Consider the following 26411-nt stretch of genomic DNA (forward strand, 5'->3'; position numbering starts at 1 on the left):
GCGGTGTCCCCTTTATTCTTTGGTCGGAAAGTCTCCGTCGACGTAGAACCAGCGCGGCGTGCCGCCCAGGGCCGGATCCGGCTCGCGCAGGAAGCGGCTGATCTCGTGCAGCCGCTGCCCCTTGCCGTGCTGGCGGAAGCGCGCCACGAATTCCACGTAGTCCTGGCCCGGGTGGTCTTCTTTACGTTGACGTAAACGTAAAGTCGATTTTACCTCAAGTCCCAGCCACTGCAACGGCTCATCCGGATCAATGATACGTTCGGCCGGGCGGGTACTCGGGTGCCACGTGGCCCGCAGGTAAAGTTCGTTCTTCAGCGTGTAGGCGGTATAGCGGGAGCGCATCAGCAGCTCGGCCGTAGCGGGCAATGCGCTGCCGTCGGCGAAGCCGTCGAGATACGGGCCGCAGCAGGCCGCCAGCGACGGCCCGCCGCCGCAAGGGCACCCGGCCGGGATCTTCGTCTTGGACATGGCAAGTCGGACAATGAAAAGGCGACATTATCCGCCATATCGCCGCGGCGGCGCTCGCACGACGAAAAGTTGCCAAAACCGGGGTCTGACCCCAAATCCAAGGAACATTTCCTGAAACCGGGGTCTGACCCCGGTTCCAGGAAATATTTGCTGAAATTCAATTCCGCCAGGCGAGGAAGTCGAGGGCGAACGGGGTTTGCCGGCCGGTCATCAGGTCGGCCAGGAGGGCGGCGGTGCCGCAGGCGAACGTGAAGCCGAGCGGGCCGTGGCCCACGTTCAGCCACAGGTTGCCGTGCCGCGTAGGGCCCAGCAGCGGGGCGCTGTTGGGGGTGGCGGGGCGCAGACCGGCCCACGGTTCGAGGCGGCTGTAGTCGGCGGCGTCCGGCATCGTTTCGCGCACCAGGCGCGCCAGGCCGGCCACGCGGCGTTCGTCCAGCGCCGTGTCTTCGCCCACCATGTCGACCATCGCCGCCACGCGCAACCGGCTGCCGATCCGGGCGTACAGCGTCTTGCGCTCGAAGTCCGTCACGCTGATGTCCGGCGCGGTGTGCCCGGGGCCGATCGGCGCGCTCAGGCTGTAGCCTTTCAGCGGATACAGCGGCAGCCCGACGCCGGCGGTGGCCGCCAGCGTGCGGCTCTGGATGCCGGCCGCCAGCACGAAGTGCTCGCCGCCGACCCGGCCCCGGTCCGTTTCGACCGCCGCGACCTTGCCGTTTTCCGTAATCAGGCGCGTGGCATTGGCGTGGATGATGCCGTCGAAACGGGGGTGGGCATGCAACCGCCGCTCCAGCGCCACGCAGAACGCATGACAGTCCGCCACCGCTTCGCCGGCATTGAAGATGCCGCCGGCAAGCCGCGGCGCCAGCGCGTCCAGCGCGGGCTCGATGTCCGCGGTTTCGGCACCGGTCAGCACGCGGCGGCGGTCGTCGGGATCGGCCTTGGCGACGGCAGCGTCGAACGCGGTCCGGGAACGGTAGACCACCAGCTTGCCGGCATCGCGCCAGCCGAATTCCGCCAGCGGCACCGTGGTTTCCAGCCGCGCCATCATGCGCCGGCTGTGCTCTCCCAGTTCCAGCAGCTTGACGGTGGTGCGCCGGTTGCTGGCCGCATTGCAGTTGGCAAGGAACCGCGCAAGCCAGCGCCACTGCCGCAGGTCCGCTTCCGGCCTGAAGCGCAGCGGGCCTGCCTGCTGGAACATCCAGCGCAAGGCCTTCAGCGGCACGCCGGCATCGGCCAGCGGCGCCACGTAGCGGTAGCTGAGCTGCCCGCCGTTGCGGTAGCTGGCGCCGCCGCCCGCGCCCGGCGCGCGTTCGAGCAGCGCGACGCGAAAGCCCGCCTCCAGCAGCCACCAGGCCGAGGTGAGGCCGACGACCCCGCCGCCGATGACGACCACCTGGTATTGCTTCGCCTGCATGCTGCCGTTGCCTCCGATCCGGTGCGAGCAGCGAGCTTACGCGCCGCGCCGCCCGTGCCGCCAATGAAAGCTGATGCGGCGGCCATAACCCAGGGTGATGCCGCGACAATTTACCGACAATTTCGTGACCAAATGGCCTCATTGCGGGCTCGGCCGGTTTCTATAATGGCCATCCCGCCTTGCCAGGAGAACCCGATGCGCCGCCCGCAGTTGCCCGCCCTGCTGATCGTTTCATTGTCGATGCTGGCCGCCTGCGGCGGCGGCGGTGGCGCTGCGCCGGCCCCGGGCGGCAACCAGCCGCCACCCGTGCCGCCGCCGGCCGTGCCGGTCAGCGCCGCCTACCCGACCATGGCGGCCGTGAAGACGCGCGTGGCCGCCGACACCTGGGCAACGCTGATCGAAGTGCCGCGCCGGATGGCGGACGTGGTGGTGCCCGACCGCCAGCTGCGCATCGGCACTGCCGCGGGAACCGTCGCCTGGCAGCCGCCGGCTGGCTGGAGCCTGGTCGATTTCGCCCTGCATCCGTCGCGCGAAATCACCGCCGTGCTGTCCGATGGTGCCACCTTGCGGCTGCTACGGCTCGACCGCCAGGGCACGGTGCTGGCGCAGACGGGGTTCGACGACCCGCAGGTGGCGCTCGATCCCTATTTCGGCCCCGCGAATTCGATCCGCGACCGACGCGCACTGGCACCATGGAAAACGCGCGACGCGGTGCGCATCGCACCCGTGGGCGAGGAGGTGGCGCTGGCGTTGCGCTCCGGCGCCAACGCGGTCGTTGCCTACCGGCTCGATGGCGCGTGGCGCCAGCGCTGGCGTACGCTGGTCGAACCGGGTGTCCACCTGGAAGCGAGCCATCTGCTTGGCGGCACCCACGATCCGTTCGAGGGCCTGGAAAATCACTGGCAGTTGTGGATGGATGCGGATGCGCAGGGCAGGGTGGTCGTCGGCGTGTCGATGTCCATGCATCGCACCGAACTGGCCGAGGGCCACGCGCGGCAGTTCGGCGAAACGCTGCCGGCCGGCTTCACCGACGGCGTGCTGGCGACGTCGCTGGCGGCGGACGGCCGGCGCCTCGCGATGACACCGGTCGCCACTGCCGGCAAGTCGGAACTGCATGCGCTGCGCTGGGCGAACGACACGGTGCTGCTGGCCGGGCGCGTGCGCACCTCGCAGGCGGCGGACGGCACCGGCTGGGACGGCTGGCTGGCCCGCGTGCGGCCGGGCGAGGCGCGAGCGCTTTCCTACCGCCTGGTCGATGTCGACCGTGGCGACGTGATCTTCGATGTCGCGCAGCTGGGCGACGGCCGCGTGCTGGTGGCCGGCAGCACCGGCTACACGCAAAACGCCGGCGGCGAGAGCGTATCGGAAGCCACCGCGCCGCTGCTGGCACGCGTGGAGGAACAAGGCACCGGCATCCGCCGCGTCACGCTGGCGGCCGGTCCGCGCGGAAACCAGGTGCGCTCGCTTGCGGCATGGAACGCGAACTGGCTGCTGGCCGGCTTCGACAATGCGCCGGGCACCCATTCGGCCGACGGCGATCCGGCATTGCTCACCGCGGACGGCTGGCTGCGCGAGACCGCGCTGCCGGCGGAATGAATGCCATGCGGGCGGCATGCCGCCCGCATGGCATTTACTTTTTCATCGTGCGCACCAGCGCGATGTTGGCCTTCTGCTCCTGCGTGAACGTGGCCAGCAGCTCGGCCGCCTCCTTCCTGTCCAGCGAATCTTCCATCATCACGTAGAAGCCGGCGTGCAACATGGCGAACGACGCCAGCGCGTAGTCCCGGCTGGTCAGCCCCTGCTTCGCCAGTGCGGCCCTGGCGGTCTTGTCCGCCTCGATCGTGCGGACCAGGCCCTCGACGGTGGGGTTGTCGCCGGCCGTGCCGTCGTCATCGTTTCCCTGCCTGTGGCCCACCGCGACCAGGTCGGGCTCGGCGGCTTTCATCCTGTTCATGACCCCTTGCGTGAGCAGGTAATGGTCGGGACTGGCGGCGGCCATGGCCGGCACGGCACAGCAGATGCCCGCGGCAAGCAGCGCGGCGGCGAAGGTATGGGTGAGTTTCATCGTGCCCCCGGGGTCAGGCCGGCCCCGCACGTTTTCATGCGGGGCGAAGAGGCGTCCATTCTCCATCGCCGTTAAACTGTGAGGTATAGGAGAATTGTCATGATTTTGCAGCAAGCCCAGGAACCCGCCAACCAGAAGCCCGACGCATCGAAGCCGGACGCACAGTCCGCCGCGGCGAAGCCGGATTCTTCGCCGCTGTACATGCAGATCGCGCGCAAGCTGACGGACGACGTGCGCGCGGGCCGCTACCAGGTGGACCAGGCGCTGCCGTCCGAGCGCACGCTGTCGGAGCAGCTCAATGTGTCGCGCGTCACGGCGCGCAAGGCCATCGACCAGCTGGTGGAACAGGGCCTCGTGGTGCGCAAGCGGGGCTCCGGCAACTATATCGCGCCGCGCATCGAGCAGCCGCTGTCGAACCTGTCGAGCTTTTCCGAGCAGCTGCAGCAGCGTGGCTACAAGCCCGGTTCGCGCTGGCTGCGGCGCGGCATCGTCATCGCCAGCGCGGATGAGCAGATGAGCCTCGGCCTGTCGCCGAACACGAAGGTGGCGCGGCTGGAGCGGCTGCGCTATGCGGACGACGTGGCGATGGCCTATGAAGTGAGCGTGCTGCCGGCCACCGTGGTGCCCGATCCGGATGCGATCGGCGACTCGCTGTACCAGTTCCTCGAAGGGGTCGGCAAGCCGCCGGTGCGCGCGCTGCAGCATATCCGGGCAATGAATGCGTCCGCCGAACTGGCGCGGCAGCTCGACGTGGCCGAAGGCATGGCCGTGCTGTTCATCACCCGCATCGCCTACCTCGGCAGTGGCGAGGCGGTCGAGCTGACACACTCGTATTGCCGCAGCGATCACTACGACTTCGTGGCGGAAATGCGGCGCGGCTGAAATATCGGGCGCCTGTCACCGAAGCGTCATCGAAGCGCCGGCGGTTTGGCATTACACTGGTTGCATGCTGAAAACCGAAACCCCGAGCAGCGAGCATGCGCAGCTGGACCAGTACCCGGTAGCCGAACTGGTGACCGCGTTCATCGACGACCAGCTGGGTGCCGTGCAGGCGGTGCGCGCCGCCGCGCTGCCGATCGCCGCCGCGGTCGAAGCGGCCGTGTCCCGCATCGAAGCGGGCGGCCGGCTGATCTACGTGGGCGCCGGCACTTCCGGGCGGCTCGGCGTACTGGACAGCGTGGAACTCTATCCCACCTTTTCGTGGCCGCACGACCGTGCGCTGGCGCTGCTGGCCGGCGGCAGGAGCGCGATGTTCGCCGCCGTCGAAGGGGCCGAAGACGACCGCGCGCAGGGTGCGCGCGACCTGCAGGCGACCGGCCCCACCGCCAGCGACGTGGTGCTGCTGCTGGCCGCTTCCGGCGCCACGCCCTATGTGCTGGGTGCATTGCACGCCGCGCGCGAGGCCGGCGCGCTCACGATCGGCATCGCCAACAACACCGGTTCGCCGGTGGCCGGCGAAGCGCATGTGGGCATCACGCTCGATACCGGCGCGGAAGTCATCTCCGGCAGCACGCGGCTGAAAGCCGGCACGTCGCAGAAGATCGTGCTGAACACGATTTCCAGCGCGATCATGGTCCGGCTGCACAAGGTGTACCGGAACTTGATGGTAGACTTGAAACCCACCAATGCCAAGCTGTTCGCGCGCACGGTGCGCCTGACGGTGCATGCCACCGGCGCCGATGAAGCCGCCGCGCGCGCCGCGCTGGAGGCGTGCGGGTTCCACGTCAAGGTGGCGATCGTCGCACTGCTGAAAAAGGTGCCGGTGCCGCAGGCCGAGAGCCTGCTGGCACGAGCCGGAGGCAGCGTGCGCGGGGCCCTGAATGCCTGATGTGCCGGCTGCATCCGCCAGATAAGTTCGATCAGGATGCAATGAAAGCAAGGATGTAATGAAAGCAGTGCAGCGCAACCCCTGGTGGTGGGTGCCCACCCTCTACTTCGGCCAGGGCATTCCCTATTTCGCCGTCATGTCCCTGTCGCTGGTGATGTACAAGAACACCGGCTTCTCCAATACCGACATCGCGTTCTACACGTCGTGGCTGTACCTGCCGTGGGTGATCAAGCCGCTGTGGGCGCCGGTGGTCGAGATGTTCGGCACCAAGCGCCAGTGGACCGTGGTGCTGCAGGGCGTGGTGGGCGTGGCGCTGGCGCTGGTGGCGTTCACCACGCACCTGCCGGCGTTCTTCCAGGTGAGCCTTGCCGTGCTGTGGCTGATGGCGTTCGCGTCCGCCACGCACGATATCGCGGCGGACGGTTTCTACATGCTGGCGTTGCAGCAGAAGGAACAGGCGGCCTACGTGGGCGTGCGCAGCACGTTCTACCGGCTGGCCAACATCACGGGGCAGGGCGCGCTGGTGGCGCTGGCCGGCATCCTGATCAACCGCACCGGCGATCCGCACACGGCATGGTCGATCGTGTTCGGCCTGCTGGGCGCGGTGTTCGCGCTGCTGTGCGCCTGGCACTTCTTCATGCTGCCCCGTCCCGCCGCCGACACGCGGGCGCGCCTGAAGGGCAACCCCTTTGCCGAATTCATCCTCACATTCGCCGCGTTCTTCCGGAAAAAGGGCATCCTGACGATCCTCGGTTTCCTGTTGCTGTTCCGCCTCGGCGAATCGCAACTGCTGAAGATGGCCGTGCCGTTCCTGCTCGATCCGGTCGCCGAGGGCGGCCTGGGGCTGGACAACACGCAGGTCGGCTTCGTCTACGGCACCGTCGGCATCATCGCGCTGACGGTCGGCGGGCTGCTGGGCGGCGTGGCGATCGCCCGCTTCGGCCTGAAACGCTGCCTGTGGCCGATGGCATTCATCCTGCACGTGCCGGGGCTCGTGTTCGTCTACCTGTCGCAGACGCAGCCCGACAATATCGCACTGATCACGGTGGCGATGGCGGTCGAGCAGTTCGGCTACGGCTTCGGCTTCGCCTCCTACCTGATGTACATGATCATGGTGTGCGAGGGCGAGCACAAGACCGCGCATTATGCGATCTGCACCGGCTTCATGGCGCTGGGCATGATGGTGCCGCAGATGGCCAGCGGCTACCTGCAGCAGATCATGGGCTACCAGCATTTCTTCATCTGGGCCTGCCTGGCGACGATTCCCGCCTTCGCGATGACCGCGCTGGTGAAGATCGATCCGCAGTTCGGGCGGAACTGACCCGGAATAAACGGGCAGACCTGGTGCCGGGCAGCCTTCCACGGGAAGGGATGCCGGGCACTGGTTTTTGCAGGCAATCCAGGCGGCCCTGGCGCGCCGCCGCCTAGCAGGACAGGGGCCGGACAGCGGCTGGTATTACAATATTGCCGCTATTTTGACAGGAGTGGTCTTGGCTTTCGATCGTAACAAGCGGCTTTTGCTTTCCGCCGGCGCGGCAGGCGCCCTGGCGGCGTTGATGAGTGCGTGCACCACATCGCCGACGCGCCCCGACGTGGCCGCGGGCCCTTCCCCCGCCGGCGGCCCGGTTCCGCATCCCGAACCACCGCGCTACACGGGCGAGCAGCCGCCTGCCGCGCCGCGCGAGTTCCGCGCCGCGTGGGTGTCCACCGTGGCCAACATCGACTGGCCCAGCCGCAGCAACGCGCCGCCCGCGAAGCAGCAGGCGGAAGCGATCGCGATCCTGGACCGTGCCAGGGCGCTGAACCTGAATGCGATCGTGCTGCAGGTGCGGCCCAGCGCCGATGCCATCTATCCTTCGAAGCTGGAGCCCTGGTCGGAGTTCCTCACCGGCCGCTCGGGCAAGGAGCCGGTGCCGGCGTGGGACCCGCTGCAGTTCTGGATCGCCCAGGCCCATGCGCGCGGCCTCGAACTGCATGCCTGGTTCAATCCCTACCGCGCCCGCCACGGGGCGGCGCGCACGCCGCTGGCGAAAGACCATATCGCCAATACCACGCCGCAGGCCGTCAAGACCTACGGCAAGCTGCTGTGGATGGACCCGGGCGAGGAGGCGGCATCGCAGCACACGCTGAGCGTGATCCTCGACGTGGTGCGCCGCTACGACATCGACGGCGTGCACATGGACGATTATTTCTATCCGTACCCGATCGAGGCTCCGGCCGCCTCCGGCGGCGAAGCGGCGGCGCTGGATACGCCGTCGTGGCAAAAGCCGGAAGTGGAGTTCCCCGACCAGCCGTCGTGGCAGCGCTACGTGCGCGGCGGCGGCACGCTCGACCGCGCTTCGTGGCGGCGCCAGAACGTGGACCGGCTGATCGAGCAGATCTACCTCGGCATCCGCCGCGAAAAGGCGTGGGTGAAGTTCGGCATCAGCCCGTTCGGCATCGGCCGTCCGGATCGCCGGCCGCGCGGCATCGCTGGCTTCTCGCAGTACGACAAGCTGTACGCGGATGCCGAACTGTGGCTGCAGAAGGGCTGGCTCGACTACCTGGCGCCGCAGCTGTACTGGCCGATCGCGCAGGCGCCGCAGGCGTATCCGGTGCTGCTCGATTACTGGCTGGCGCAGAACACGCGCGGCCGCCATGTGTGGCCGGGCCTGTTCACCAGCCGCGTCGCCGATGGCTCGGCGAAGCCGTTCGGGCCGAACGAGATCGTGCAGCAGATCGATGTCACGCGCAGCCGGCCCGCCGCGCAGGGGCACGTGCACTTCTCGATCGCGCCGCTGATGCAGAACCGCGGCGGCCTGTACGACCGGCTGAAGGCGATGAGCTACCCGAGCGCGGCGCTGGTGCCGGCGTCGCCGTGGCTGGGCGACCGCGCACCCGAGGCGCCGACGGTGACCGTGAAACGCGGCGAGAACGGCCTGGCCGTGGCGTTCGGCACGGCGAAGAACGCCGTCACCTTCGCGATCTGGGCCCGCTACGGCGACGAGTGGCGCTTCACCGTCGCGCCGGCCGGCGGCGGCGAGGTGGTGCTGCGCGACCTGGCCGGCGTGCCGGCGCGCTCGGTGGTGGTCACCGCCGTCGACCGGGTCGGCAACGAGAGCCTGCGCGTCAGCGCAAAAGTGTGATGGAAGCCTTTGATACCGGCCTGGGCATCGACGCCGGCGGCACGCAGACGCGCTGGGCGCTGGCCGATGTGGCCGGCACCATCGTGGCCGAGGGCCAGGTGGCCGGTTCCTCCGCGCTGCAGATGGCCAGCCCGGAAGGGCGCGCCCGGCTGCGCGCCACGTTCGAGGCACTGGCCGGCGACGTGCTGGCCCATGGCCGCCCGCGGCGCATCACCGCCGGGCTGACCGGATTCGGCGGCGATACGCGGCTGCTGGCCGAATGGCTGGCCGAGCTGCTCGGCGTGGCGCCGCAGGAAATCAGCCTGTGCAACGATACCGAGATCGCCTACCTGGACGCGTTCGAACCGGGCGGCGGTTACCTCGTCTATGCCGGCACCGGCTCGATCGCCGCGTTCATCGATACCGATGGGACATTCCACCGCGCCGGCGGCCGCGGCGTGGTGCTCGACGACGGCGGCGGCGGCTTCTGGATCGCCCGCGAGGCGATGCGCCGCATCTGGCGCCGCGAGGACGAACAGCCCGGCGCCTGGCAGGCATCGCCGCTGGCGCACGCGGTGTTCGACCATGTGGGCGGCAGCGACTGGTCGTTCTCGCGGCAGTTCATCTACACGCGCGAGCGCGGCGAGATCGGGCAGCTGGCGCTGGCCGTGGCCCGCAGCGCGGACGCGGACGCGGAAGCGCGCGATATCCTGCGGCAGGCCGGGCGCGAGCTGGCCCGGCTGGCGCAGGCGCTGGTGGCGCGCCTCGGAGCGCGGCCCATCGTGCTGTCGGGCCGCGCGGCCGAACTGCATCCGCTGGTCGCGCAGGCGATGCGCGACGCGTTGCAGGAAGGGTCCAATGAGACGCTGGTACTCGAACAAAGAACGGCGCGGCCGCACGCGGCGGCCGCGCGCCTGGCCATCCGGCCAAACCTGATACCCTGACACGATGACAAAGATCCTGCTCGCCACCCTGTTCGCCGCCGCGCTGGCCGGCTGCGCCACCACGCCGCCGGCGCCGCCCTACCAGCTCGATCACTCGCTGACATCGAAGGGGCAGAGCAGCCGCGTGCGCTTCATCGTGCTGCACTACACGGTCGCCGACCTGGAACGCTCGAAAATGCTGTTGACGGAGAAGGAAGTCAGCGCGCACTACCTGCTGACCGATACGCCGCAGCCGAAGTTCTACGCGCTCGTCGATGAAAAGAACGCCGCCTGGCATGCCGGCGTGTCGAGCTGGAAGACGTTCACGAACCTGAACAACAGCTCGATCGGCATCGAGATCGTCAACCCCGGCTTCACGCTGACGCCGGACGGCCGCCGCCAGTACTATCCTTTCCCGCAGGCGCAGATCGACCAGCTGATCCCGCTGCTGAAGGACCTGGTCAAGCGGCACAGCGTGGCGCCGGAAAACATCCTCGCCCACTCGGACATCGCGCCGCAGCGCAAGCAGGACCCGGGGCCGCTGTTCCCGTGGAAGCAGCTGGCGGATGCGGGCCTGGTGCAGTGGCCGGACGCGAACGCCGTCGCCCAGGCCAGGGCGCGCTTCGACGCCGCGCTGCCGGATATCGCGTGGTTCCAGCAAAAGCTGGCGCAGCACGGCTACGCGGTGCCGAACACCGGCGTGCTGGACGAAGCCACGCACAACGTGCTGGTGGCGTTCCAGACCAAGTACCGGCAGGCGAACTGGGATGGCTGGCCGGATGCGGAAAGCGCGGCGATCCTGGAGGTGCTGACGGCACCGAAGCCGGTGCCGCCGGCGAATCCGGCGCCGGCCGTGTCCCCGGTAAAACCCTGAAGCGTTGCGCCGGCGCGGCGTTTCTCCTATCCTGACCGTTCCGTAGAAGGAGAACCGATGCGCCTGCGCCATATCGAAGTCTTCCACGCGATCATGCAGGTCGGCACCATCAGCGGCGCCGCCCAGGTATTGCACATTTCGCAGCCGGCGGTCACGAAGGTGCTGCAGCACTGCGAGCTGCAGCTCGGCATGCCGCTGTTCGAGCGCGTGCGCGGCAAGCTGATTCCGAAGCCGGAGGCGCACCGGCTGTTCGCCGAAACGGAAAAGCTGCACCGCGACCTGCAGGGCATCCGCCGGCTGGCCGCCGGCCTGAAGGGGCGGGCGGTCGAGACCATCCGGCTGGTATCGACACCGACGCTGGCGGTCTCGGTGCTGCCGCAGGCGATGAGCGCATGGCGGCGCGATTTCCCCACCACGCGCTGCGAGCTGGCCACGCACCACACGGGCGAGATCGTCAACATGCTGCGGCTTGGCGAGGCGGACTTCGGCCTGTCGCTGCAGGACCCGCGGCACCCCGGCATCATCGCCGAACCGATCGCGCATGGCGTGATGACGGCGATCGCGCCGCCGGGCACATGGCGCGACGACGAACTGGCCATGCCGCTGTCGCCGTGCGGCCTGCAGGGAGAACTGATCGGCTATGCCGACAACGATCCGCTCGGCGAACTGGTGGTGGCCGCGTGCGAGGCCCAGGGGGTTCACCCGACGTTCCACACCGTGGTGCAGACCTACCAGATCGCCCGCTCGCTGGTCGAAGCCGGCGGCGGCATGGCGGTGGTGGACCCGTTCACGGCGGCGTCCTCCACGCGCATCCAGCGCCGGCCCCTCGACCCGGATCTCGGCGTTGCGCTGTACCTGCTGGCGGCCGGCCACGCGCCGCTGTCGCACGGTGCGCGCCGGCTCGCCGACTGCATCGCGCAGGCGGCCCGCGCCTGCACCGGCGCGCATGGGGCTGCGCCATGATCCGCACCGTCACCAGCGAGCAGGTACCAGGCCACCCGGATTACCGGCACCTGTCCACCATCGCCGGCATCGACATCGACCTGCGCTATGCGACACGCGACAACTTCGTGGGCCGCGACCTGTATTCGCCGCTCGATTGCGCGTGGCTGCACCGCGAGGCGGCCGGCGCCATCGAACGCGCCGTCGCCCTGCTGGCGGCACGGCGGCCGGGTTGCAGGCTGCTGGTCCTCGATGCGCTGCGGCCGCACCGCGTGCAGGAGCAGTTGTGGGAAGCGCTGGCCGGTACCGAACTGCGCATGTACCTGGCCGACCCGGCGCGCGGCTCGATCCATTCGTATGGCATGGCGGTGGATGTGACGATCACCGGCGAGGACGGCTGCGAGCTCGACATGGGCACCGGCTTCGACGACATGAGCGACCTGTCGCATCCGGCGCTGGAGCGGGAGATGCTGGCCGGCGGCCGCCTGAGCCCGCAGCAGGCCGGCAACCGCCAGCTGTTGCGCGACGCGATGTCCGGCGCGGGTTTCGCCGGCATCAACAGCGAGTGGTGGCATTTCGACTGCGGTGACCGGGATGCGGTGCGGGCGGGCTATATCCGGGTACTTTGAACAAAACCGATAGTGACTGGTGTCAGACACTTTTTTCTGGATGGATTCACCCGGAAAAGGTGTCTGACACCGGTTTTAGTGCACTAACTGAACCGTATTACTGGCAGCTACTGGCCTTCAACCTACATCGCCGGGGCGCTGCTGCTGTTGGCGGTCCAGTCGATCAGCGCGTCGACGATGCCCCGTCCCACGCCGTTGGCCATGTTGCTGTGATTGATGATGGCCACCACGATGCACTGCTCGCCGTTCGCATCCGGCACGTAGCCTGCCACCGCCACGCCGTCGCGCAGCGTGCCGGTCTTGATGCGGGCGCGGGAGGCGGCCTGGCTGCCCTTGAGCCGGCGCTTCATCGTGCCGTCGACGCCCACGATCGGCAGGCTGGCCTGGAATTCCGGCGCCCACGGCGATTCCCCGGCGGCGTTCAGCACGGCGGCCAGCTGCACCGGCCGCAGCCGCTCGGTGCGCGACAGGCCGGAACCGTTTTCCAGCACCATGCCGCTGTCGTCGATGCCGTGCCGCTTGAACCAGCCGCGGATCACCGCCTCGGCGCGCGCCTGCGTGGTGGCCGGCATGCCGGATGCCTCGCCGCCGCCGTGGTTCGCCATCAGCATCGCCAGCCGCTGGCCGGCCGGCAGCGGGCGGCTGCCCAGCGTTTCGTCCGGCAGCAGGCTGCCCAGCGACAGGTACAGCATGCGCGCCAGCGCGTTGTCCGATACCTTCATCGTGTCGCGCACCAGCTCCGGCAGCGCGCGGGAAACGTGCTGCGCCAGCAGGCGCGTGCCATCGGCGTCGGCGCCGGCGTTGGCGCCATCCTGCCGCGCAGCCGGCGCGGCGCTGTCGTCCGCGGCGCCGATCGCACCCTGCGCCGCTGCCGCGGCGGCCATCGACGACGTGTGCTCGGCCAGGTCCACGGCACGCGTCGTGCCGGCGATGGTGCCGCCCAGCTGCTTCCACGTGGCGCGGACCAGGCGGTCCGCGTAATCGTCGCGATCGAGCACGTTGATGCTGTAGGTCTGGCGGCAGTTGCGCGGGAAAGTGCCGTGCAGGACCACGGCCAGCCGCCCGCTTTCCTTCACGATCGTGGGCGGCTTCCAGCCCGCATCCCAGTTCGCGCAGTCGGCGTCGACCAGCGTCTGCGCGGAACGCACCGTCACGCGGTCCAGCTCCGGCAGGGCGGCCGTCCTGACCCCGGCCTGGTTCGGGCCGCGGTTTCCCGTCGAATCCATGTCCACGCGCAGCATGTTCATGTTGAGCAGCAGCGCATCGGGCACGACGTTGTACCGGGCCTCCGGCGACTCGTCGAAGCGCGGCTTGCCGATATCCTCGCGAGGCGGCTGGAACAGCTGGCGGTCCAGCACCAGGTCGCCGGCGATGCGCTGCACGCCGCGCGCGCGCAGGTCTTCCAGCAGGTGCCGCAGCGTGTCCTCGTTCAGGTCCATGTCGGCGCCGCCACGCACCAGCAGGTCGCCCTTCAGCACGCCGTTCACGATGTCGCCCTTGCTGCGCAGCTCGGTGCGGCCGCGGAACGCCGGCCCCAGTTGCTCCAGCGCGACGACGGCGGTGATCACCTTCATCGTGGATGCCGGCAGCATCGGCTGGTCGGCTTCGTGCGAGACGAGGATCGTGTCGCCGCGCAGCACGATCGCGCCGATCGCTTCCTCGGGAATGCCGGCCGCATACGCCAGGCGGGCCACGGGTTCCGGCAGTTCGGCGCGCGCGCCGCCGGCGATGAACAGTGTGATGAGGGCCAGGTGGCGCAGTCGCATCGTCAATCCTTTAACCGAAGAATACATAGGCCACGCAGATCGCCGTGATCACGCCGGCCAGGTCGGCGATCAGGCCGCACGAGATCGCATAGCGGGTCTTGCGGATGCCCACCGAACCGAAGTACAGCGCCACGATGTAGAACGTGGTGTCGGCCGAGCCCTGGAAGATGCAGGCCAGGCGGCCGACGAACGAATCCGGGCCGTAGGTGGTCATCGCATCGATCATCATCGCCTTCGAGCCGCTGCCCGACAGCGGCTTCATCAGCGCGGTCGGCAATGCCGGCACGAAGTCGGTATTGAAGCCCAGCGCCGAGAAGAACCATTCGAAGCCGCTGACGATGAAGCCGAACACCCCGGCGTTGCGGAACACGCTGATGGCCACCAGCATGCCCACCAGGTAGGGGATCACGGTGATCGACGTCTGGATGCCGCCCTTGGCGCCTTCGATGAAGGCGTCGTACACGTTGACCTTCTTGCGCAGCGCGCCGACGAGGAACACGGTGATCACGCCGATCAGTATGAGGTTGCTGACGACCTTCGACACGGTTTCGATCTCCGCCTTCGACAGGAAATTGGTGAAGTACCAGATCATCGCCAGGATCGCCATCGTGATGCCGCCGATCCACGTGAGCAGCACGCGGTCGAACAGGTTGATCTTCTGGCGGATCGAAACCGCGATGATGCCGGCCACCGTTGCCACATAGGTGGCGATCAGGCAGGGAATGAAGATGTCGGACGGGTCTTTGGCGCCCAGGATCGCGCGCTGCGCCATGATCGCCAGCGGGATCAGCGTCAGGCCGGACGTGTGCAGCACCAGGAACATGATCTGGGCGTTGCTGGCGGTATCCTTGTTCGGGTTCAGCGACTGCAGGCTTTCCATCGCCTTCAGGCCGAACGGCGTGGCGGCGTTGTCCAGGCCCAACAGGTTGGCCGAGAAATTCATCACCATGTGGCCGGTGGCCGGGTGGTCCCTCGGCACTTCCGGGAAGATGCGCGAGAAGAACGGCGCGATCACCTTGGCGAACCAGCCGATGGCGCCGGCCTTCTCGCCGATGTTCATGATGCCGAGCCACAGCGTCATCACGCCTGCCAGCGGCAGCGCGATGTCCATCACGGCGCTGCGTGCCGAATCGAAGGTGCCGTCGATGATCTTCTTGAAGATCTCCGTATCGCCGAGGAAGATCCACTGGGCCAGCGCGGCCGCGAAGCCGACCAGGAAGAAACCGGACCAGATATAGTTAAGGGACATAAGCGGGCTTGGTGAGTGAAACGGAATTTTGCAGGCAAAGTATAGAGTGCGTGATGAAAGAATGCCGGTCGGGCACGCGAAAAGGTTGTATCAGTGCTCATTTGCCTGGTACTGGCCGGCCGGCTGTTTTATGCTCCCCACATGAACCGACTCTGCAAATTCGCCGCCGCCATGGTGCTGCTGGCAGCCTCCTTTTCAGCCACCGCGGCCGAGCCGAAAGTACTGCGCGCGCTGCTGTCCACCGGCGAAACGGGCCTCGATCCGGCAGTCGCTTCCGACCTGGCCAGCCTGTCGCTGCTGGAAAACCTGTTCGATCCGATGCTGCGCTACGACTACCTGGCGCGGCCCGTGAAGCTGCGCCCCAACACGCTGACCGGGATGCCGGTGGTGGATGCGGCCGGCACCACGTGGACCTTCCGCCTGAAGCCGGGCATGCATTTCATCGACGATCCGGCGTTCGGCGGCAAGCCGCGCGAAGTGACCGCGTTCGACTATGTCTACACCATCAAGCGATTGTACGACCCGGCGCTGAAGTCGCCGTGGCTGTTCCTGTTCGAGGGCAAGCTGCTGGGCGACGACGCGCTGCGGGAAAAATTCGACTACGCGCTCGACATCGCCGGCCTGCGGGCTGTCGACCGCTACACGCTGCAATTGCGGCTGCGCGCACCCGATCCGGGCCTGCCGTTCTACATGGCGCTGCCGGCCACCGGCGCGGTCGCCCGTGAGGCGGCGCAGCGCTACGGCAGCCAGCTGGGCAACCACCCGGTGGGGAGCGGGCCGTTCCGGATGGGCGAATGGAAGCGCAGCGACCGGATCACGCTGCTGGCCAATCCCGGTTACCACGGTCGCTGGGAAGGCAGGAAGCTGCCGCTGGTCGACCGTGTCGAAGTCAAGATCATGGAAGAGTACCAGTCGCGCGTGCTCGGCTACCTGAACGGCGAATTCGACTACATCGAGCAGGTGCCGGAATCGATGCGCGACCTGGTGCTCGACCCGGCGTCGCCGCAGCCGGTCCTGAAGCCGGAACTGGCGCGCCGCGGCATGGTGCTCGACCCGTTTCCCGTGCTGCAGACGTATTACATGTGGATGAACATGGAAGATCCGGTCATCGGCGGCTACACGCCGGCGAAGGTGGCGCTGCGCCGCGCCATCGCACTGGCCTACGACAGCGCGCAGGACGTGGCGCTGCTGAAGAAGGGCCTGGCCATTCCGGCGCAGTCGCCGCTGCCGCCGAACGTGCTGGGATACGACGCGGCCTACCGCAGTCCGATCGTGCACAGCCTGCCGCTGGCGCGTGCCCTGCTGGACCGGTATGGCTATAAAAAGGGCGGCGACGGTTATCGCACGCAACCGGACGGCAAGCCGTTGCGGCTGACGATGCACAGCGAACCGTCGATGGTGGGCCGGCTGCGCGACGAGTTGTGGCGCAAGACGTTCGAAGCGCTGAACCTGCGCGTGGTCTTCACCACCGACAAGAAAACCGAGATCATCAAGGCTTCGCGGCTGGGCAAGGTGATGATGTTCGAGACGAACTGGGTGGCCGATTTCCCCGACGGCGACAATTTCTACCAGCTGCTGTATGGCGGCAATGCCGGCCGGGCGAACTATGCCCGCTTCAACCTGCCGGCCTACAACGTGCGCTACGAAGCGGCCCAAAAAATGTCCGACAGTCCGGCGCGCACCAGGCTGTACAACGAGATGGCCGATCTGGTGCATGCGTACAACCCGTGGGTGCTGCTGACGCACCCGATCTCGGCCGATATCCGGCAACCGTGGTTAAAAAACTACAAGCGGCACCCGGTGGAATTCACCAACTGGCGATATCTGGACCTGGCGCCGCACTAGCGTCGGTTGCGCAGCGATGACGCCGCTAAAATGACCTTGCAGGAATGACATTTGCATAAGCATTCCATAAGGTTATGGCTGGGTGCGCAATATTCATTGGCTGGCGTGTTTTTCAATACGCTAACTTGAATCCGCGGAACAGGAGGCTGCCATGACAGCGCCAGCCGCGACGTTGCAAGCAGGCCGCCAGCAAACCGGCAGTTGCCAGAAGCGCGAGAACCGGCAAGCACCACTTGAACTCATCGGGAGAAGTCTGTGAAGGTTAAAAAGCTGGCGCACATGATTGCGCTGATGGGCGTTGCAGGGTCGGCTCTCGCACAGGAAGCGGCGCAGCCGATGCAGCGCGTGGAAATCACCGGCTCGAGCATCAAGCGCGTGGCCAAGGAAGGCGCGCTGCCGGTGCAGACGATTTCGTTCGACACGATCCAGAAGGCGGGCATCACCAGCGCCGAGCAGTTGCTGCGCCTGGTATCGGCCAACGGCACGGGCGCCGACAACATGACGTCCGGGAACAACGTGTTCGGCGCCGATGCCGACCGCACTTCCGGCGGCGCCTCGTTCGCCTCGCTGCGCGGCCTGGGCCCGAATGCCACGCTGGTGCTGCTCAACGGCCGCCGCCTCGGCAACAACGGCGGCAGCGGCAAGGCCGTGGACCTGAACTCGATTCCGCTGGCCGCGATCTCGCGCGTGGAAATCCTGAAGGACGGCGCCTCGGCGATCTACGGCACCGATGCGATCGGCGGCGTGGTCAACTTCATCCTGAAAACCGATTACCGCGGGCTGGAAGCTTCCACCACGTTCAACGGCACCGAGGCCGGCGGCGGCATGGAGCGCCGCTACTCGCTGCTGGGCGGGCTGGGCGACCTCGACTCCGACGGCTGGAACGTGATGGCCAGCGTGACGCGCGAAGTGAACGACCAGCTGGCCTCGAGCCAGCGCGATTTCGCCAACGGCTACCAGCCGGGCCGCGGCCTGTCGCCGGATACGACCGGCACGCCGTACGCCAATATCCTCACGGGTGCGGGGACCGCGCTGGGCACGGGCTTCCGCATGCCGGGCGACAGCACCACCTACCTGCAGGCCAGCCTGCTGAGCCTGCAGGGCAACTGCGATTCGGTGCCCGGCATGTCGCAATACGCCAGCGAGCTGTGGACCAATGTCACGCCGGTCACGCGCACGAGATTCTCGTGCGCCTACGACTACGGCGGCGACTATGTGATGAGCTTCCCGGTGGAGCGCACCACCGGCGTGTCGCGCGGCACGTTCAGGATCGACGACAACCACCGCATCTTCGTCGAGGTGCTCGGTTCGCGCACCGAGACGACGGCCCAACTGACCCCGCTGCAGATCTCCACCACACTGGCCACGGGCAGCGCCTATCCCGTGGGCGGCCCGTATTACCAGAACCTGTCGTCGTATATCCCCAGCTTCGACGCGACGAAGCCAATCATCTACAAGTGGCGCGCCACGCCGTTCGGCAACCGCACGCAGGATGTGGCGCTGGACAACTACCGCGCGCTGGTCGCCGCCGAGGGCACGCTCGCCGGCAAGTACGACTACAAGATCGGCCTGTCGAAATCGGGCAGCAAGGCCAAGGTGGACCTGGTCGACGGCTACGGCTACACGGACAGGATCTACGCGGCGCTGGGCACCGGCATCATCAACCCGTGGACCGGCGCCGGCCAGTCGCAGACGCAGCAGGCGGCGGACCTGATCGAATCGACCAAGTTCTATGGCCGGCTGCAGCACGGCCGCACCACGATGACCCAACTGGACGGCTCGATTTCCGGCGAAGTGTTCGACCTGCCGGCCGGCGCCGTGTCGATGGCGGTGGGTGTCGACCTGCGCAAGGAAACCTTCGGCTTCGCGCAGGACGTGGACGCGGCGAGGATCCTGCTGGCACCGGGCAATGCCAACCTGCCGCAGGCCACGCGCTACGTGCGCGCCGTCTATGCCGAGGCGCTGGTGCCCGTGCTGAAGGACCTGGAAGTGCAACTGGCGGTCCGCCGCGACAACTACAGCCTGATCGGCGCCACCACGAACCCGAAAGTGGCCTTCCGCTACCAGCCGAAGGAATGGCTGTTGTTCCGTGGCTCGGCCAGCAAGGGCTTCCTGGCGCCGAGCTTCGCGCAACTGTACGCGGGCCGCCTGTCGCAGGAACTGCCGAACGGCGTGATCGACCAGGAAGGCTGCGCCGCGCATCCGGGCAACCCGGATTTCTGCGCGATTCCGCGCCTGGACTACAACACCGGCGGCAACCCGAACCTGCGGCCGGAAACGTCGAAGCAGGGCACGCTGGGCATCGTGGTGGAACCGTTCCGCAATTTCTCGGCATCGCTGGACTGGTGGGCGATCAACATCAAGGACCGCATCCTGAACCGCACGCCGCAGATCGTGCTGCAGAACTGGCAGTACCTGCAGCAGTACATCGTGCGCGACGGAGCCACCGGCACGATCGACCACGTGGAAGCGGGCTGGATCAACGCGGCCGGCCTGAAGACACGCGGCGTGGACGTGGGCTTGCGGTATGACGGGGCCTACAGCGGCTACAAGTATGCGGCTGTGCTGGACGGCACCTACATGGACAGCTTCAAGTTCGCCGAGTTCGAAGGCCAGCCCTACAAGGAGCAGGTCAGCCAGTTCAACACGCGCGATGTGTACCTGCGCTGGAAGCACAGCGCCAGCGTGACGGTCTCGAAAGGCAACTGGAGCGCGCTGCTGCTGCAACGCTATGCCTCGGGCTACAACGACCAGGTGCCGAACGGCGGCAAGAGCGGCTTCCCGGCCGGCTTCGATCCGCGCGTGCACCACTACATGAAGTACGACGTGTCGGCCACCTACACCGGCTTCAGGAACACCACGCTCACCGTGGGCATCCAGAACCTGCTGGATGAAGACCCGCCGTTCACCGCGCACAACGTGGATGAAGTGGTGGGCGCCGGCTGGGATCCGCGGGTGGCCGATCCGCGCGGCCGCGCGCTGTCGTTCAACCTGAAATACAAGTTCTTCTGACGGCGTGACCGACCGGCGCGGCTTCGGCCGCATTGTCATCGCCGCATTGGCCGCCGCTGCCTTGCCGGTAGCGGCGGCCGCGCGCCTGTCTTCCGCGAGAAAGCCCATGCAACTCATCAAACCGCCGCGGCTGCTGCCCGGCGACACCATCGGCCTCGTCACGCCAGCCGGGCAGGTGTCAAAGGCGGCGATCGACAAGGCCATCGCCAACACCGAAGCGCTCGGTTTCCAGGTGAAGCTGGGCCGCCACCTGGAAGAGGTGCACGGCAACTATGCGGGGCCCTGGCAGCACCGGCTCGACGATTTGCACGGCATGTTCGGCGACCCGGACGTCAAGGCGATCTGGACGATCCGCGGCGGTTCCGGCGCCATGCAGCTGCTGCCGCACCTGGACTACGCGCTGATGCGGCGCCACCCGAAGATCCTGGTCGGTTATTCCGACATCACGGCGCTGCACGTCGCCATTCATCGCCACGCCGGCCTGGTCACCTTCCACGGCCCGGTGGGCATGTCGACCCTGTCCGATTATTCGACCGGGCACCTGCTGGACGTGCTGATGCGCCCGGAAGACGAATACACGATCCCGATGGCGCTGGACAACAGCCGCAAGGCATTTGACGAGCCGGGCCACGAACATTACGCGCTGCGCACCGTCGTGCCCGGTGTTGCCACCGGGCGGCTGACGGGCGGCAACCTGGCGCTGGTCAGCGCACTGGCCGGCACGCCCTATGCGGCGGACATCCGCGATGCGTTGCTGTTCCTCGAGGAAGTCAACGAAGAGCCCTACCGCGTGGACCGGATGCTGATGCAGCTGAACCTGAACCAGCCGTTCCGCGCCGCCGCCGGCATCATGCTGGGCATCTTCGAAGGCTGCGGCCCGGCCGGCGACGGCCCGTCGCTGACGCTCGATGAAACCACCGACCAGCACCTGCGGCCACTGGCGATCCCGGCCGTGACTGGCTGGTCCTTCGGGCATATCCGGCACCAGTTCACATTGCCGATGGGAATCCGGGCGCGGATGGATACCCGGCGGCAGACCTTGACGTTGCTGGAGCCGGCGGTGCGGTAGCGGAGCAGGAGCAGGAGCAGGAGCAGAAGCGGCCGGCCCAGCAGAACGTCGTTTTCCGGCGCGGGTCGATAGAATCGCCATCATGCCAATCCTCAACCGACAAGCCGTCGCCGTCGTGGTCGGCCACCCCCTGCGTTTCGTGCTGCAATGCGTGCGTGGCTTCCGCGCCAACCAGGGCCTGCTGCTGGCGGGCGCCGTCGCCTATTACTCGCTGCTGTCGATCGTGCCGCTGCTGATGCTGGTGGTGGTGGCGCTGTCGCATGTGATCGATCCCGCCGAGCTGCTCGACACGATCGCCCACTACCTGGAATGGCTGGTGCCGGGCCAGTCACGGGCCATCGTGACCGAGGTGGCGCACTTCCTCGAGCACCGCGACCTGGTCGGCTGGTTCCTCGTGCTGACGATGCTGTTCTTCAGCTCGCTTGCCTTCAGCGTGCTGGAAAGCGCGATGTGCGTGATCTTCATCCACCGCGCGGCGATCCGGAAGCGCCACTACCTGGCCTCGGCCATCCTTCCTTACTGCTACATCCTGTGCCTGGGCGTGGGGGCGCTGATCGTCACGCTGGTGGCCGGCAGCCTGCAGGTGATCGGCGCCGAGAGTGTGCGGCTGTTCGGGGTGGACTGGTCGCTGCAGGGCCTGTCCGGCGCGCTGCTGTACATGCTGGGGCTGTCGGGCGAGGTGCTGCTGCTGTCGTCGATCTACATGGTCATGCCGGTTGGCCGGCTCAGCTGGCAGCATGCGCTGATCGGCGGCATCACCGCCACGATATTGTGGGAAATCGCCCGGCACGTGCTGGTGTGGTATTTCTCCACCCTGTCGCAGGTGAACGTGGTGTACGGCTCGATGACGACGGCCATCGTGGTGATGTTCAGCCTGGAGATCGGCGCCACGCTGCTGCTGTTCGGCGCGCAGGTGATCGCCGAATACGAGAAGGTGGTGCATGGCACGCCGGACGTGGTGACGCAGCTGACGGCGCCCAGGCAGGAGGCACGCTGAAGCAGACGGCGCTTGGGAAGGCTCTCAAGCAGGAGGCAGGCTGATCGTGAAGCGGGCGCCGCCGAGCGGGGAGGTGTCGATCTTCAGCGAGCCGCCATGCAGCGAGATGGCCTTGCCGGCGATGGAAAGCCCCAGCCCGAAGCCGCCCGTGTTGCGGTCGCGCGAACGGTCGAGCCGGTAGAACGGCTCGAACACCTTTTCCCGTTCCTCTTCCGGAATGCCGGGGCCGTCGTCGTCGACATTGATCGTGACCTCGCCCAGCTTGCTCGATGCCGACAGCGCCACCTTGCCGTTCGCATACTTCTGCGCGTTGCGCAGCAGGTTGCCGGTGGCGCGCATCAGCAGCCGGCAGTCGCCGTAATAGGTGCCCATGCCGTCCGGCACCGATACATCCAGCGATACCGTGGCCGGCGGCAGCGAGTTGGCGCAGCTGCGCAGTGCCTCGGTCAGGTCGAACGTTTCATAGCGCAGCGGCTGGTCGCTGTCCAGCCGGGCCATGCCCAGCAGCTCGTTGACGAGCGATTTCAGCTCCGTCAGGTCGTCCTGCATGTTGCCGATGCGCTTTTGCAGCAGCACATCCCCGGCCGTGTCGTGCAACAGCTCGAATGCGAATTCCAGCCGCGCGATCGGCGTGCGGATCTCGTGCGATACCGAATGCAGCAGGCCGCGCTGCGATTCGAGCAGCGTTTCGATACGGCCGGCCATGTGGTTGATGCGTTCGGCCAGCGGGTAGATGCTGTCGCCCGGCTTCATTTCGGCCCGCGCCTTCAGCTGGCCGGCACCGAAGCGGTCGGCCACCTGCATCAGCTCCTGCAGGCCGCGCCAGTGCGCGCGCGACCAGATGCCGATCGGCACCAGCAGCGCCAGCGCCACGATCAGGTAGCGCACCGCTTCCATCTGCAGCGCCACCTTGATGTCGATCGGCAGGTTTTGCGCGTGGATGGCTTCTTCATCGCTGCCGATGTACTTGTCGCCGCTCAGGTCGACCCGGCGCAGCAGCGACCGGTTGGTCAGGTCGATGACGACTTCGCCGCGGTCGAATGCCGCGCGTTCGGTGGCGGACAGGTGCTCGCGGGCGACGGCGATCGGGATCAGGTCGAAGCGCACTTCGGATACTTCGCGCACCTTGTTGAGGCGATCGAGCCAGCCATCGGCCGGTGCCTGGTCGACGTACTGCTCGAGAAGAAAGATCTGGGCCGCCGCCTGGTTGCGGGCAATGCTGGCCAGCGGATCGCCGAACATCCGGTCGATGGTGAAGTACACGATGAACGCCGCTACGCTGATCGACAGCATCACAAGGATGAAGAAGCGTAAGAACAGGCGGTTCATGTTGCAATTGTATAAGCATCAATGCCTTGAAAACCCCGGCCGACAAATTTATGACAAAAAGCCGACATGTGCGTGCGGACTGCCGGCAGGCCGGCCGATACGATGGCAATACTTGTTTCCAGGAGCTGGCGATGCGCCCCTATTCCTCCGCTGTCGGGTCGGTGCGCCGCTGCGTCGATCACTTGAATAATGTCGTCGCGTATTGTTATTTGACGCGGTTCAACGATCTCCTGCAAGCCATATAAAATGGGAGGCATTCGCCTTTTCAGAATGCAAACATGGTCAAGCTTTTCGTCCTTGCCCTGGCGGGCGCATGCGGCATGGTGCATGCGCAAACTCCTGCCACCAACCCCATGCCCGACGGCAGCCGCGACATGTACGTGGGCCTGGGCGCACAGTATGCGCCCCGCTACGAAGGCGCGCGCGATCGCCGCACCACTGCCTTGCCGATGCTGCAAGTACAGTGGAGCAACGGCGTGTTCGTCTCGGGGATGAGCATGGGCATGCACCTGTCGGAGTCGCCGTCCGTCGAATACGGTCCGCTGGCGGCGCTGGCGCCCGGGCGCGATGTATCGGGTACGAAAATGTTTCGTCTCGGAACCGTCGGTGACAATGCCGGCAACCCCGGCGGACCATCGACATGGCTGCCGCCGCCGGTCGGCGAATTCCCCGCGGGTTCCGGCGAGGGCGCGGGCGAAGGCGAGGCGGCCAATGCGGGCAGTGCGGAAGAGCCGCGCGAACCGGCCGGCGGCGCCATCAACCGGCTGGACGGCATGCGCAATATCGAACGCCGCGTGCTCTACGGTGGCTTTGCCAATGTCTACCTGACGCCGCATTTGCGCGTGACCACGAATGCGCTGTACGGTGCCGGTAACGACCGCAACGGCCTGCGCCTGCATGTGGCGCTGCAGCATCTGCAGCAGGACATCGCGCCGCATCACACGCTGGCGCTGTCCGCCGGCGTCACGCTCGTCAACCGCGCCTACAACATGGCGTATTTCGGCGTGACGCCGGAAGAAGCCGATTTTCACCAGATTAATCCGGAATACCACCCCGGTGGCGGCATCGAGGATGTACGCCTGGGCGCGCGCTGGAACTGGGCACTGTCGCCGGCATGGGTGGTCACCAATGGCCTGCAGGCCAGCCGCCTGCTGGGCGATGCGCGGAAAAGCCCGCTGGTGGAGCGGCCCACCAACGTTTCGGTATCGACGGCGCTGGTTTACCGGTTCTGATGATGCGTCCCCTGCGCCTCCCCGCCGCGCGTGTCCCGTTGCTGCTGGCCCTGTGCCTCGGTGCGGGCGGTTGCGCGGCACAGGCCCTGGCACGGGGGCAGGCGCAGGGCCAGGCGCAGGAGCAGATGCAGGAAGCGGGGTGGGTCAGCTACCGCGACGCATACCGGTCGATGGTGATCTTCGCCAAATACGGCAAGGCCAAGAATTTCCTGCAAAATCACTTCCAGGTGGCGCCGAAGGACGGCGGCGGACTGCTCGACGGCTTGCGGCTCACGCTGTCCGGCCGTACCACGCAGCTGAACCTGCCACTCGATGCCACCGGCCGCACCACGCTGCCGTTGCTGAAGGCAGCGTACGACGAGAATGCGATGCTGGTGCTGAACCGCAGGATCGCCGACTTCACGTTCAAGCCGCGCATCTCGATCGTGGCCAGGGTCGATGGCGTCTATGAAAGCGCCGACCTGCGCGCCGCCTGCGACCAGGCGCTGCAGTACACGCGGTACACCGACCCCGGCAATGGCAATCGTCATTGTGCCGGCGTACGCTTTGCGTTCCTGCCCAAAAGCGATGCGGCGGTACGCATCCGCGAGCCGCTGCGCGAGTCGGTATTGCCGGCCGGCGAGGGCGCGGCGTTCGATGGCGATGCGAACACGCATTTCCGGGTGATGACTTACCGGTTCGCCGAGTGGCCGGAGAGGGTGCTGGTGATCAGCCAGAATGCACCAGTGGCGATTGTGCCAGTTATTGAATAGTCGCTGGGAAACCGGTGTCGGAGACCTTTTTCCTTTGGAAAAAAGTCTCCGACCCCAGGCTTATGCTGTCGGATAAGAATACAGCGCCGGTGCGCCAATAGAACTGTCTTATTGCGCCCACGCGGAGGGCGAGAACAGGTAACCCTCGCCCCACACGGTCTTGATCTTTTCCGAATCGGCATCGTCGAACTTGCGCCGCAGTTTCGAGATGCTGTTGTCGATGCTGCGGTCCAGGCCGTCGAATTCGATGCCGCGCATTTTTTTCAGCAGCGCGTCGCGCGACAGCACGGTGCCGGCGGATTCGGCCAGCACCAGCAGCAGCTTGTATTCGGTATTGCTCAGCACGCAGGGCTCGCCGCGCCACGTGACCGTGCGGTCGCTGGTGGCGATCGACAGCGCGCCGAATGTCAGCGAATCGCCGGCGCCCTTGCCCTGGGCACGGCGCAGCAGCGCGCGCAGGCGGGCCAGCAGTACCCGGGGTTGCACCGGCTTGTTGATGAAGTCGTCCGCGCCCTGTTCCAGCAGCGACACTTCGTCATAGGAATCTTCCCGCGCCGTCATGATCAGGATCGGCACCCTGGTAATGTCGCGCAACTGGCGGCATACCAGCATGCCGTCCAGGCCGGGCAGCATCAGGTCGAGCACCACGATATCGGGCGGACTGGCCTTGAAACGGCCCAGCGCCTCGTCGCCGCGGGTCACCACGTCCACCTTGAACTCATAACCCGCAAGATACTCCGTGACCAGGTCGGCCAGGCGGGCGTCGTCTTCCACCAGCATTACTCGATACATAGCAAATCTCCTCGTTGTCTATTGTATAAGAGCAATAGCAAAAAAAGATCGTCTGGCCCGCTGCCGGTACAAAACCATACAGTTTTGCGACAACTGCAACTATAACTATAACTATAACTAT

At 66.9% G+C, this 26411-nt stretch carries 23 protein-coding genes; 15 read left to right on the forward strand and 8 right to left on the reverse strand.

Features of this window, described 5'->3' with window-relative positions:
- Nucleotides 1–12 precede the first annotated feature (12 nt).
- Both GJV26_RS14215 and GJV26_RS14220 read right to left on the reverse strand, forming a co-directional pair.
- Nucleotides 13–468, reverse strand: coding sequence for a YchJ family protein (locus GJV26_RS14215; protein ID WP_155709378.1), 456 nt, complete (start codon nucleotides 466–468; stop codon nucleotides 13–15).
- A 157-nt stretch (nucleotides 469–625) separates the two neighbouring features.
- Nucleotides 626–1882, reverse strand: a complete 1257-nt coding sequence (locus tag GJV26_RS14220) for a D-amino acid dehydrogenase (RefSeq protein ID WP_155709379.1) — start codon at nucleotides 1880–1882, stop codon at nucleotides 626–628.
- A 195-nt stretch (nucleotides 1883–2077) separates the two neighbouring features.
- Here GJV26_RS14220 and GJV26_RS14225 point away from each other — a divergent pair, with 195 nt between their 5' ends.
- Nucleotides 2078–3478: a hypothetical protein gene (locus tag GJV26_RS14225; RefSeq protein ID WP_155709380.1), complete on the forward strand. Its 1401-nt coding sequence runs from the start codon at nucleotides 2078–2080 to the stop codon at nucleotides 3476–3478.
- 34 nt (nucleotides 3479–3512) lie between these two features.
- Here GJV26_RS14225 and GJV26_RS14230 read toward each other — a convergent pair whose 3' ends face one another.
- Nucleotides 3513–3947, reverse strand: coding sequence for a hypothetical protein (locus tag GJV26_RS14230; RefSeq protein WP_155709381.1), 435 nt, complete (start codon nucleotides 3945–3947; stop codon nucleotides 3513–3515).
- Nucleotides 3948–4148: 201 nt separating this feature from the next.
- Here GJV26_RS14230 and GJV26_RS14235 point away from each other — a divergent pair, with 201 nt between their 5' ends.
- From GJV26_RS14235 to GJV26_RS14270, 8 genes are all read left to right on the forward strand, one after another.
- Entirely contained in the window at nucleotides 4149–4829 is a 681-nt protein-coding gene (locus GJV26_RS14235; protein WP_216643213.1) for a GntR family transcriptional regulator, read from the forward strand.
- A gap of 64 nt (nucleotides 4830–4893) precedes the next feature.
- On the forward strand, nucleotides 4894–5775 hold the full coding sequence (locus GJV26_RS14240) for an N-acetylmuramic acid 6-phosphate etherase (protein WP_155709383.1): 882 nt from the start codon (nucleotides 4894–4896) through the stop codon (nucleotides 5773–5775).
- Between the two features lie 58 nt (nucleotides 5776–5833).
- Nucleotides 5834–7096 carry an MFS transporter gene (locus GJV26_RS14245; protein WP_155709384.1) on the forward strand — a complete coding sequence of 421 codons (1263 nt, stop codon included), beginning with the start codon at nucleotides 5834–5836 and terminating at the stop codon, nucleotides 7094–7096.
- Nucleotides 7097–7259: 163 nt separating this feature from the next.
- Entirely contained in the window at nucleotides 7260–8900 is a 1641-nt protein-coding gene (locus tag GJV26_RS14250) for a glycoside hydrolase family 10-like protein (RefSeq protein ID WP_229427886.1), read from the forward strand.
- Entirely contained in the window at nucleotides 8900–9823 is a 924-nt protein-coding gene (locus GJV26_RS14255; protein ID WP_155709385.1) for an N-acetylglucosamine kinase, read from the forward strand. The genes GJV26_RS14250 and GJV26_RS14255 overlap by 1 nt, the downstream gene beginning before the upstream one ends.
- Nucleotides 9824–9827: 4 nt before the next feature.
- Nucleotides 9828–10676: an N-acetylmuramoyl-L-alanine amidase gene (locus GJV26_RS14260; RefSeq protein WP_155709386.1), complete on the forward strand. Its 849-nt coding sequence runs from the start codon at nucleotides 9828–9830 to the stop codon at nucleotides 10674–10676.
- Between the two features lie 57 nt (nucleotides 10677–10733).
- Nucleotides 10734–11639, forward strand: coding sequence for a LysR family transcriptional regulator (locus GJV26_RS14265; RefSeq protein ID WP_155709387.1), 906 nt, complete (start codon nucleotides 10734–10736; stop codon nucleotides 11637–11639).
- Complete coding sequence (locus GJV26_RS14270; protein WP_155709388.1) at nucleotides 11636–12247, forward strand: M15 family metallopeptidase; 612 nt, start codon at nucleotides 11636–11638, stop codon at nucleotides 12245–12247. The genes GJV26_RS14265 and GJV26_RS14270 overlap by 4 nt, the downstream gene beginning before the upstream one ends.
- A gap of 122 nt (nucleotides 12248–12369) precedes the next feature.
- Here GJV26_RS14270 and dacB read toward each other — a convergent pair whose 3' ends face one another.
- Both dacB and GJV26_RS14280 read right to left on the reverse strand, forming a co-directional pair.
- On the reverse strand, nucleotides 12370–14013 hold the full coding sequence (gene dacB, locus GJV26_RS14275) for a D-alanyl-D-alanine carboxypeptidase/D-alanyl-D-alanine endopeptidase (RefSeq protein WP_155709389.1): 1644 nt from the start codon (nucleotides 14011–14013) through the stop codon (nucleotides 12370–12372).
- 10 nt (nucleotides 14014–14023) lie between these two features.
- Nucleotides 14024–15262 (reverse strand): spore maturation protein, encoded by a 1239-nt coding sequence (locus tag GJV26_RS14280; protein ID WP_155709390.1) that lies wholly within the window; start codon nucleotides 15260–15262, stop codon nucleotides 14024–14026.
- 141 nt (nucleotides 15263–15403) lie between these two features.
- On the opposite strand from GJV26_RS14280, the gene GJV26_RS14285 reads away from it, so the two are divergent.
- The 4 genes from GJV26_RS14285 to GJV26_RS14300 all read left to right on the forward strand — a co-directional run bounded on the left by GJV26_RS14285 (nucleotide 15404) and on the right by GJV26_RS14300 (nucleotide 22185).
- Nucleotides 15404–17107, forward strand: a complete 1704-nt coding sequence (locus tag GJV26_RS14285; RefSeq protein ID WP_155709391.1) for an ABC transporter substrate-binding protein — start codon at nucleotides 15404–15406, stop codon at nucleotides 17105–17107.
- Between the two features lie 255 nt (nucleotides 17108–17362).
- Nucleotides 17363–20119 (forward strand): TonB-dependent receptor, encoded by a 2757-nt coding sequence (locus tag GJV26_RS14290; protein ID WP_229427887.1) that lies wholly within the window; start codon nucleotides 17363–17365, stop codon nucleotides 20117–20119.
- Between the two features lie 106 nt (nucleotides 20120–20225).
- The gene (locus tag GJV26_RS14295; protein ID WP_229419299.1) at nucleotides 20226–21188 is read left to right on the forward strand and encodes a S66 peptidase family protein; all 963 of its coding nucleotides are present in this window, start codon (nucleotides 20226–20228) and stop codon (nucleotides 21186–21188) included.
- 82 nt (nucleotides 21189–21270) lie between these two features.
- Entirely contained in the window at nucleotides 21271–22185 is a 915-nt protein-coding gene (locus tag GJV26_RS14300; RefSeq protein WP_155709392.1) for a YihY/virulence factor BrkB family protein, read from the forward strand.
- Nucleotides 22186–22209: 24 nt separating this feature from the next.
- Here GJV26_RS14300 and GJV26_RS14305 read toward each other — a convergent pair whose 3' ends face one another.
- Both GJV26_RS14305 and GJV26_RS14310 read right to left on the reverse strand, forming a co-directional pair.
- Complete coding sequence (locus GJV26_RS14305; RefSeq protein ID WP_155709393.1) at nucleotides 22210–23514, reverse strand: ATP-binding protein; 1305 nt, start codon at nucleotides 23512–23514, stop codon at nucleotides 22210–22212.
- Entirely contained in the window at nucleotides 23511–23771 is a 261-nt protein-coding gene (locus GJV26_RS14310; protein ID WP_155709394.1) for a hypothetical protein, read from the reverse strand. Before GJV26_RS14310 ends, GJV26_RS14305 begins: the two co-directional genes overlap by 4 nt.
- Before the next feature lie 21 nt (nucleotides 23772–23792).
- Between GJV26_RS14310 and GJV26_RS14315 the strand changes: the two genes are divergently transcribed.
- Together GJV26_RS14315 and GJV26_RS14320 are read left to right on the forward strand one after the other, a co-directional pair.
- On the forward strand, nucleotides 23793–24746 hold the full coding sequence (locus GJV26_RS14315) for a MipA/OmpV family protein (RefSeq protein ID WP_155709395.1): 954 nt from the start codon (nucleotides 23793–23795) through the stop codon (nucleotides 24744–24746).
- Nucleotides 24746–25498, forward strand: a complete 753-nt coding sequence (locus tag GJV26_RS14320; protein ID WP_229419300.1) for a hypothetical protein — start codon at nucleotides 24746–24748, stop codon at nucleotides 25496–25498. The genes GJV26_RS14315 and GJV26_RS14320 overlap by 1 nt, the downstream gene beginning before the upstream one ends.
- Nucleotides 25499–25606: 108 nt before the next feature.
- On the opposite strand, the gene GJV26_RS14325 is transcribed toward GJV26_RS14320, so the two are convergent.
- The gene (locus GJV26_RS14325; RefSeq protein ID WP_155709396.1) at nucleotides 25607–26290 is read right to left on the reverse strand and encodes a response regulator; all 684 of its coding nucleotides are present in this window, start codon (nucleotides 26288–26290) and stop codon (nucleotides 25607–25609) included.
- Between the last annotated feature and the right edge of the window lie 121 nt (nucleotides 26291–26411).

Origin of the sequence: Pseudoduganella dura (assembly GCF_009727155.1) — a bacterium.
Classification (GTDB): domain Bacteria; phylum Pseudomonadota; class Gammaproteobacteria; order Burkholderiales; family Burkholderiaceae_D; genus Rugamonas; species Rugamonas dura.

Coding starts and splice junctions, on each gene's coding strand:
- GJV26_RS14300 (WP_155709392.1), top strand. CDS start 21,271: ATGCCAATCCTCAACCGACAAGCCGTCGCCGTCGTGGTCGGCCACCCC.
- dacB (WP_155709389.1), bottom strand. CDS start 14,013: ATGCGACTGCGCCACCTGGCCCTCATCACACTGTTCATCGCCGGCGGC.
- GJV26_RS14320 (WP_229419300.1), top strand. CDS start 24,746: ATGATGCGTCCCCTGCGCCTCCCCGCCGCGCGTGTCCCGTTGCTGCTG.
- GJV26_RS14285 (WP_155709391.1), top strand. CDS start 15,404: ATGAACCGACTCTGCAAATTCGCCGCCGCCATGGTGCTGCTGGCAGCC.
- GJV26_RS14245 (WP_155709384.1), top strand. CDS start 5,834: ATGAAAGCAGTGCAGCGCAACCCCTGGTGGTGGGTGCCCACCCTCTAC.
- GJV26_RS14230 (WP_155709381.1), bottom strand. CDS start 3,947: ATGAAACTCACCCATACCTTCGCCGCCGCGCTGCTTGCCGCGGGCATC.
- GJV26_RS14305 (WP_155709393.1), bottom strand. CDS start 23,514: ATGAACCGCCTGTTCTTACGCTTCTTCATCCTTGTGATGCTGTCGATC.
- GJV26_RS14225 (WP_155709380.1), top strand. CDS start 2,078: ATGCGCCGCCCGCAGTTGCCCGCCCTGCTGATCGTTTCATTGTCGATG.
- GJV26_RS14325 (WP_155709396.1), bottom strand. CDS start 26,290: ATGTATCGAGTAATGCTGGTGGAAGACGACGCCCGCCTGGCCGACCTG.
- GJV26_RS14295 (WP_229419299.1), top strand. CDS start 20,226: ATGCAACTCATCAAACCGCCGCGGCTGCTGCCCGGCGACACCATCGGC.
- GJV26_RS14215 (WP_155709378.1), bottom strand. CDS start 468: ATGTCCAAGACGAAGATCCCGGCCGGGTGCCCTTGCGGCGGCGGGCCG.
- GJV26_RS14265 (WP_155709387.1), top strand. CDS start 10,734: ATGCGCCTGCGCCATATCGAAGTCTTCCACGCGATCATGCAGGTCGGC.
- GJV26_RS14240 (WP_155709383.1), top strand. CDS start 4,894: ATGCTGAAAACCGAAACCCCGAGCAGCGAGCATGCGCAGCTGGACCAG.
- GJV26_RS14260 (WP_155709386.1), top strand. CDS start 9,828: ATGACAAAGATCCTGCTCGCCACCCTGTTCGCCGCCGCGCTGGCCGGC.
- GJV26_RS14235 (WP_216643213.1), top strand. CDS start 4,149: ATGCAGATCGCGCGCAAGCTGACGGACGACGTGCGCGCGGGCCGCTAC.
- GJV26_RS14310 (WP_155709394.1), bottom strand. CDS start 23,771: ATGCCTCCCATTTTATATGGCTTGCAGGAGATCGTTGAACCGCGTCAA.
- GJV26_RS14255 (WP_155709385.1), top strand. CDS start 8,900: ATGGAAGCCTTTGATACCGGCCTGGGCATCGACGCCGGCGGCACGCAG.
- GJV26_RS14270 (WP_155709388.1), top strand. CDS start 11,636: ATGATCCGCACCGTCACCAGCGAGCAGGTACCAGGCCACCCGGATTAC.
- GJV26_RS14220 (WP_155709379.1), bottom strand. CDS start 1,882: ATGCAGGCGAAGCAATACCAGGTGGTCGTCATCGGCGGCGGGGTCGTC.
- GJV26_RS14315 (WP_155709395.1), top strand. CDS start 23,793: ATGGTCAAGCTTTTCGTCCTTGCCCTGGCGGGCGCATGCGGCATGGTG.
- GJV26_RS14280 (WP_155709390.1), bottom strand. CDS start 15,262: ATGTCCCTTAACTATATCTGGTCCGGTTTCTTCCTGGTCGGCTTCGCG.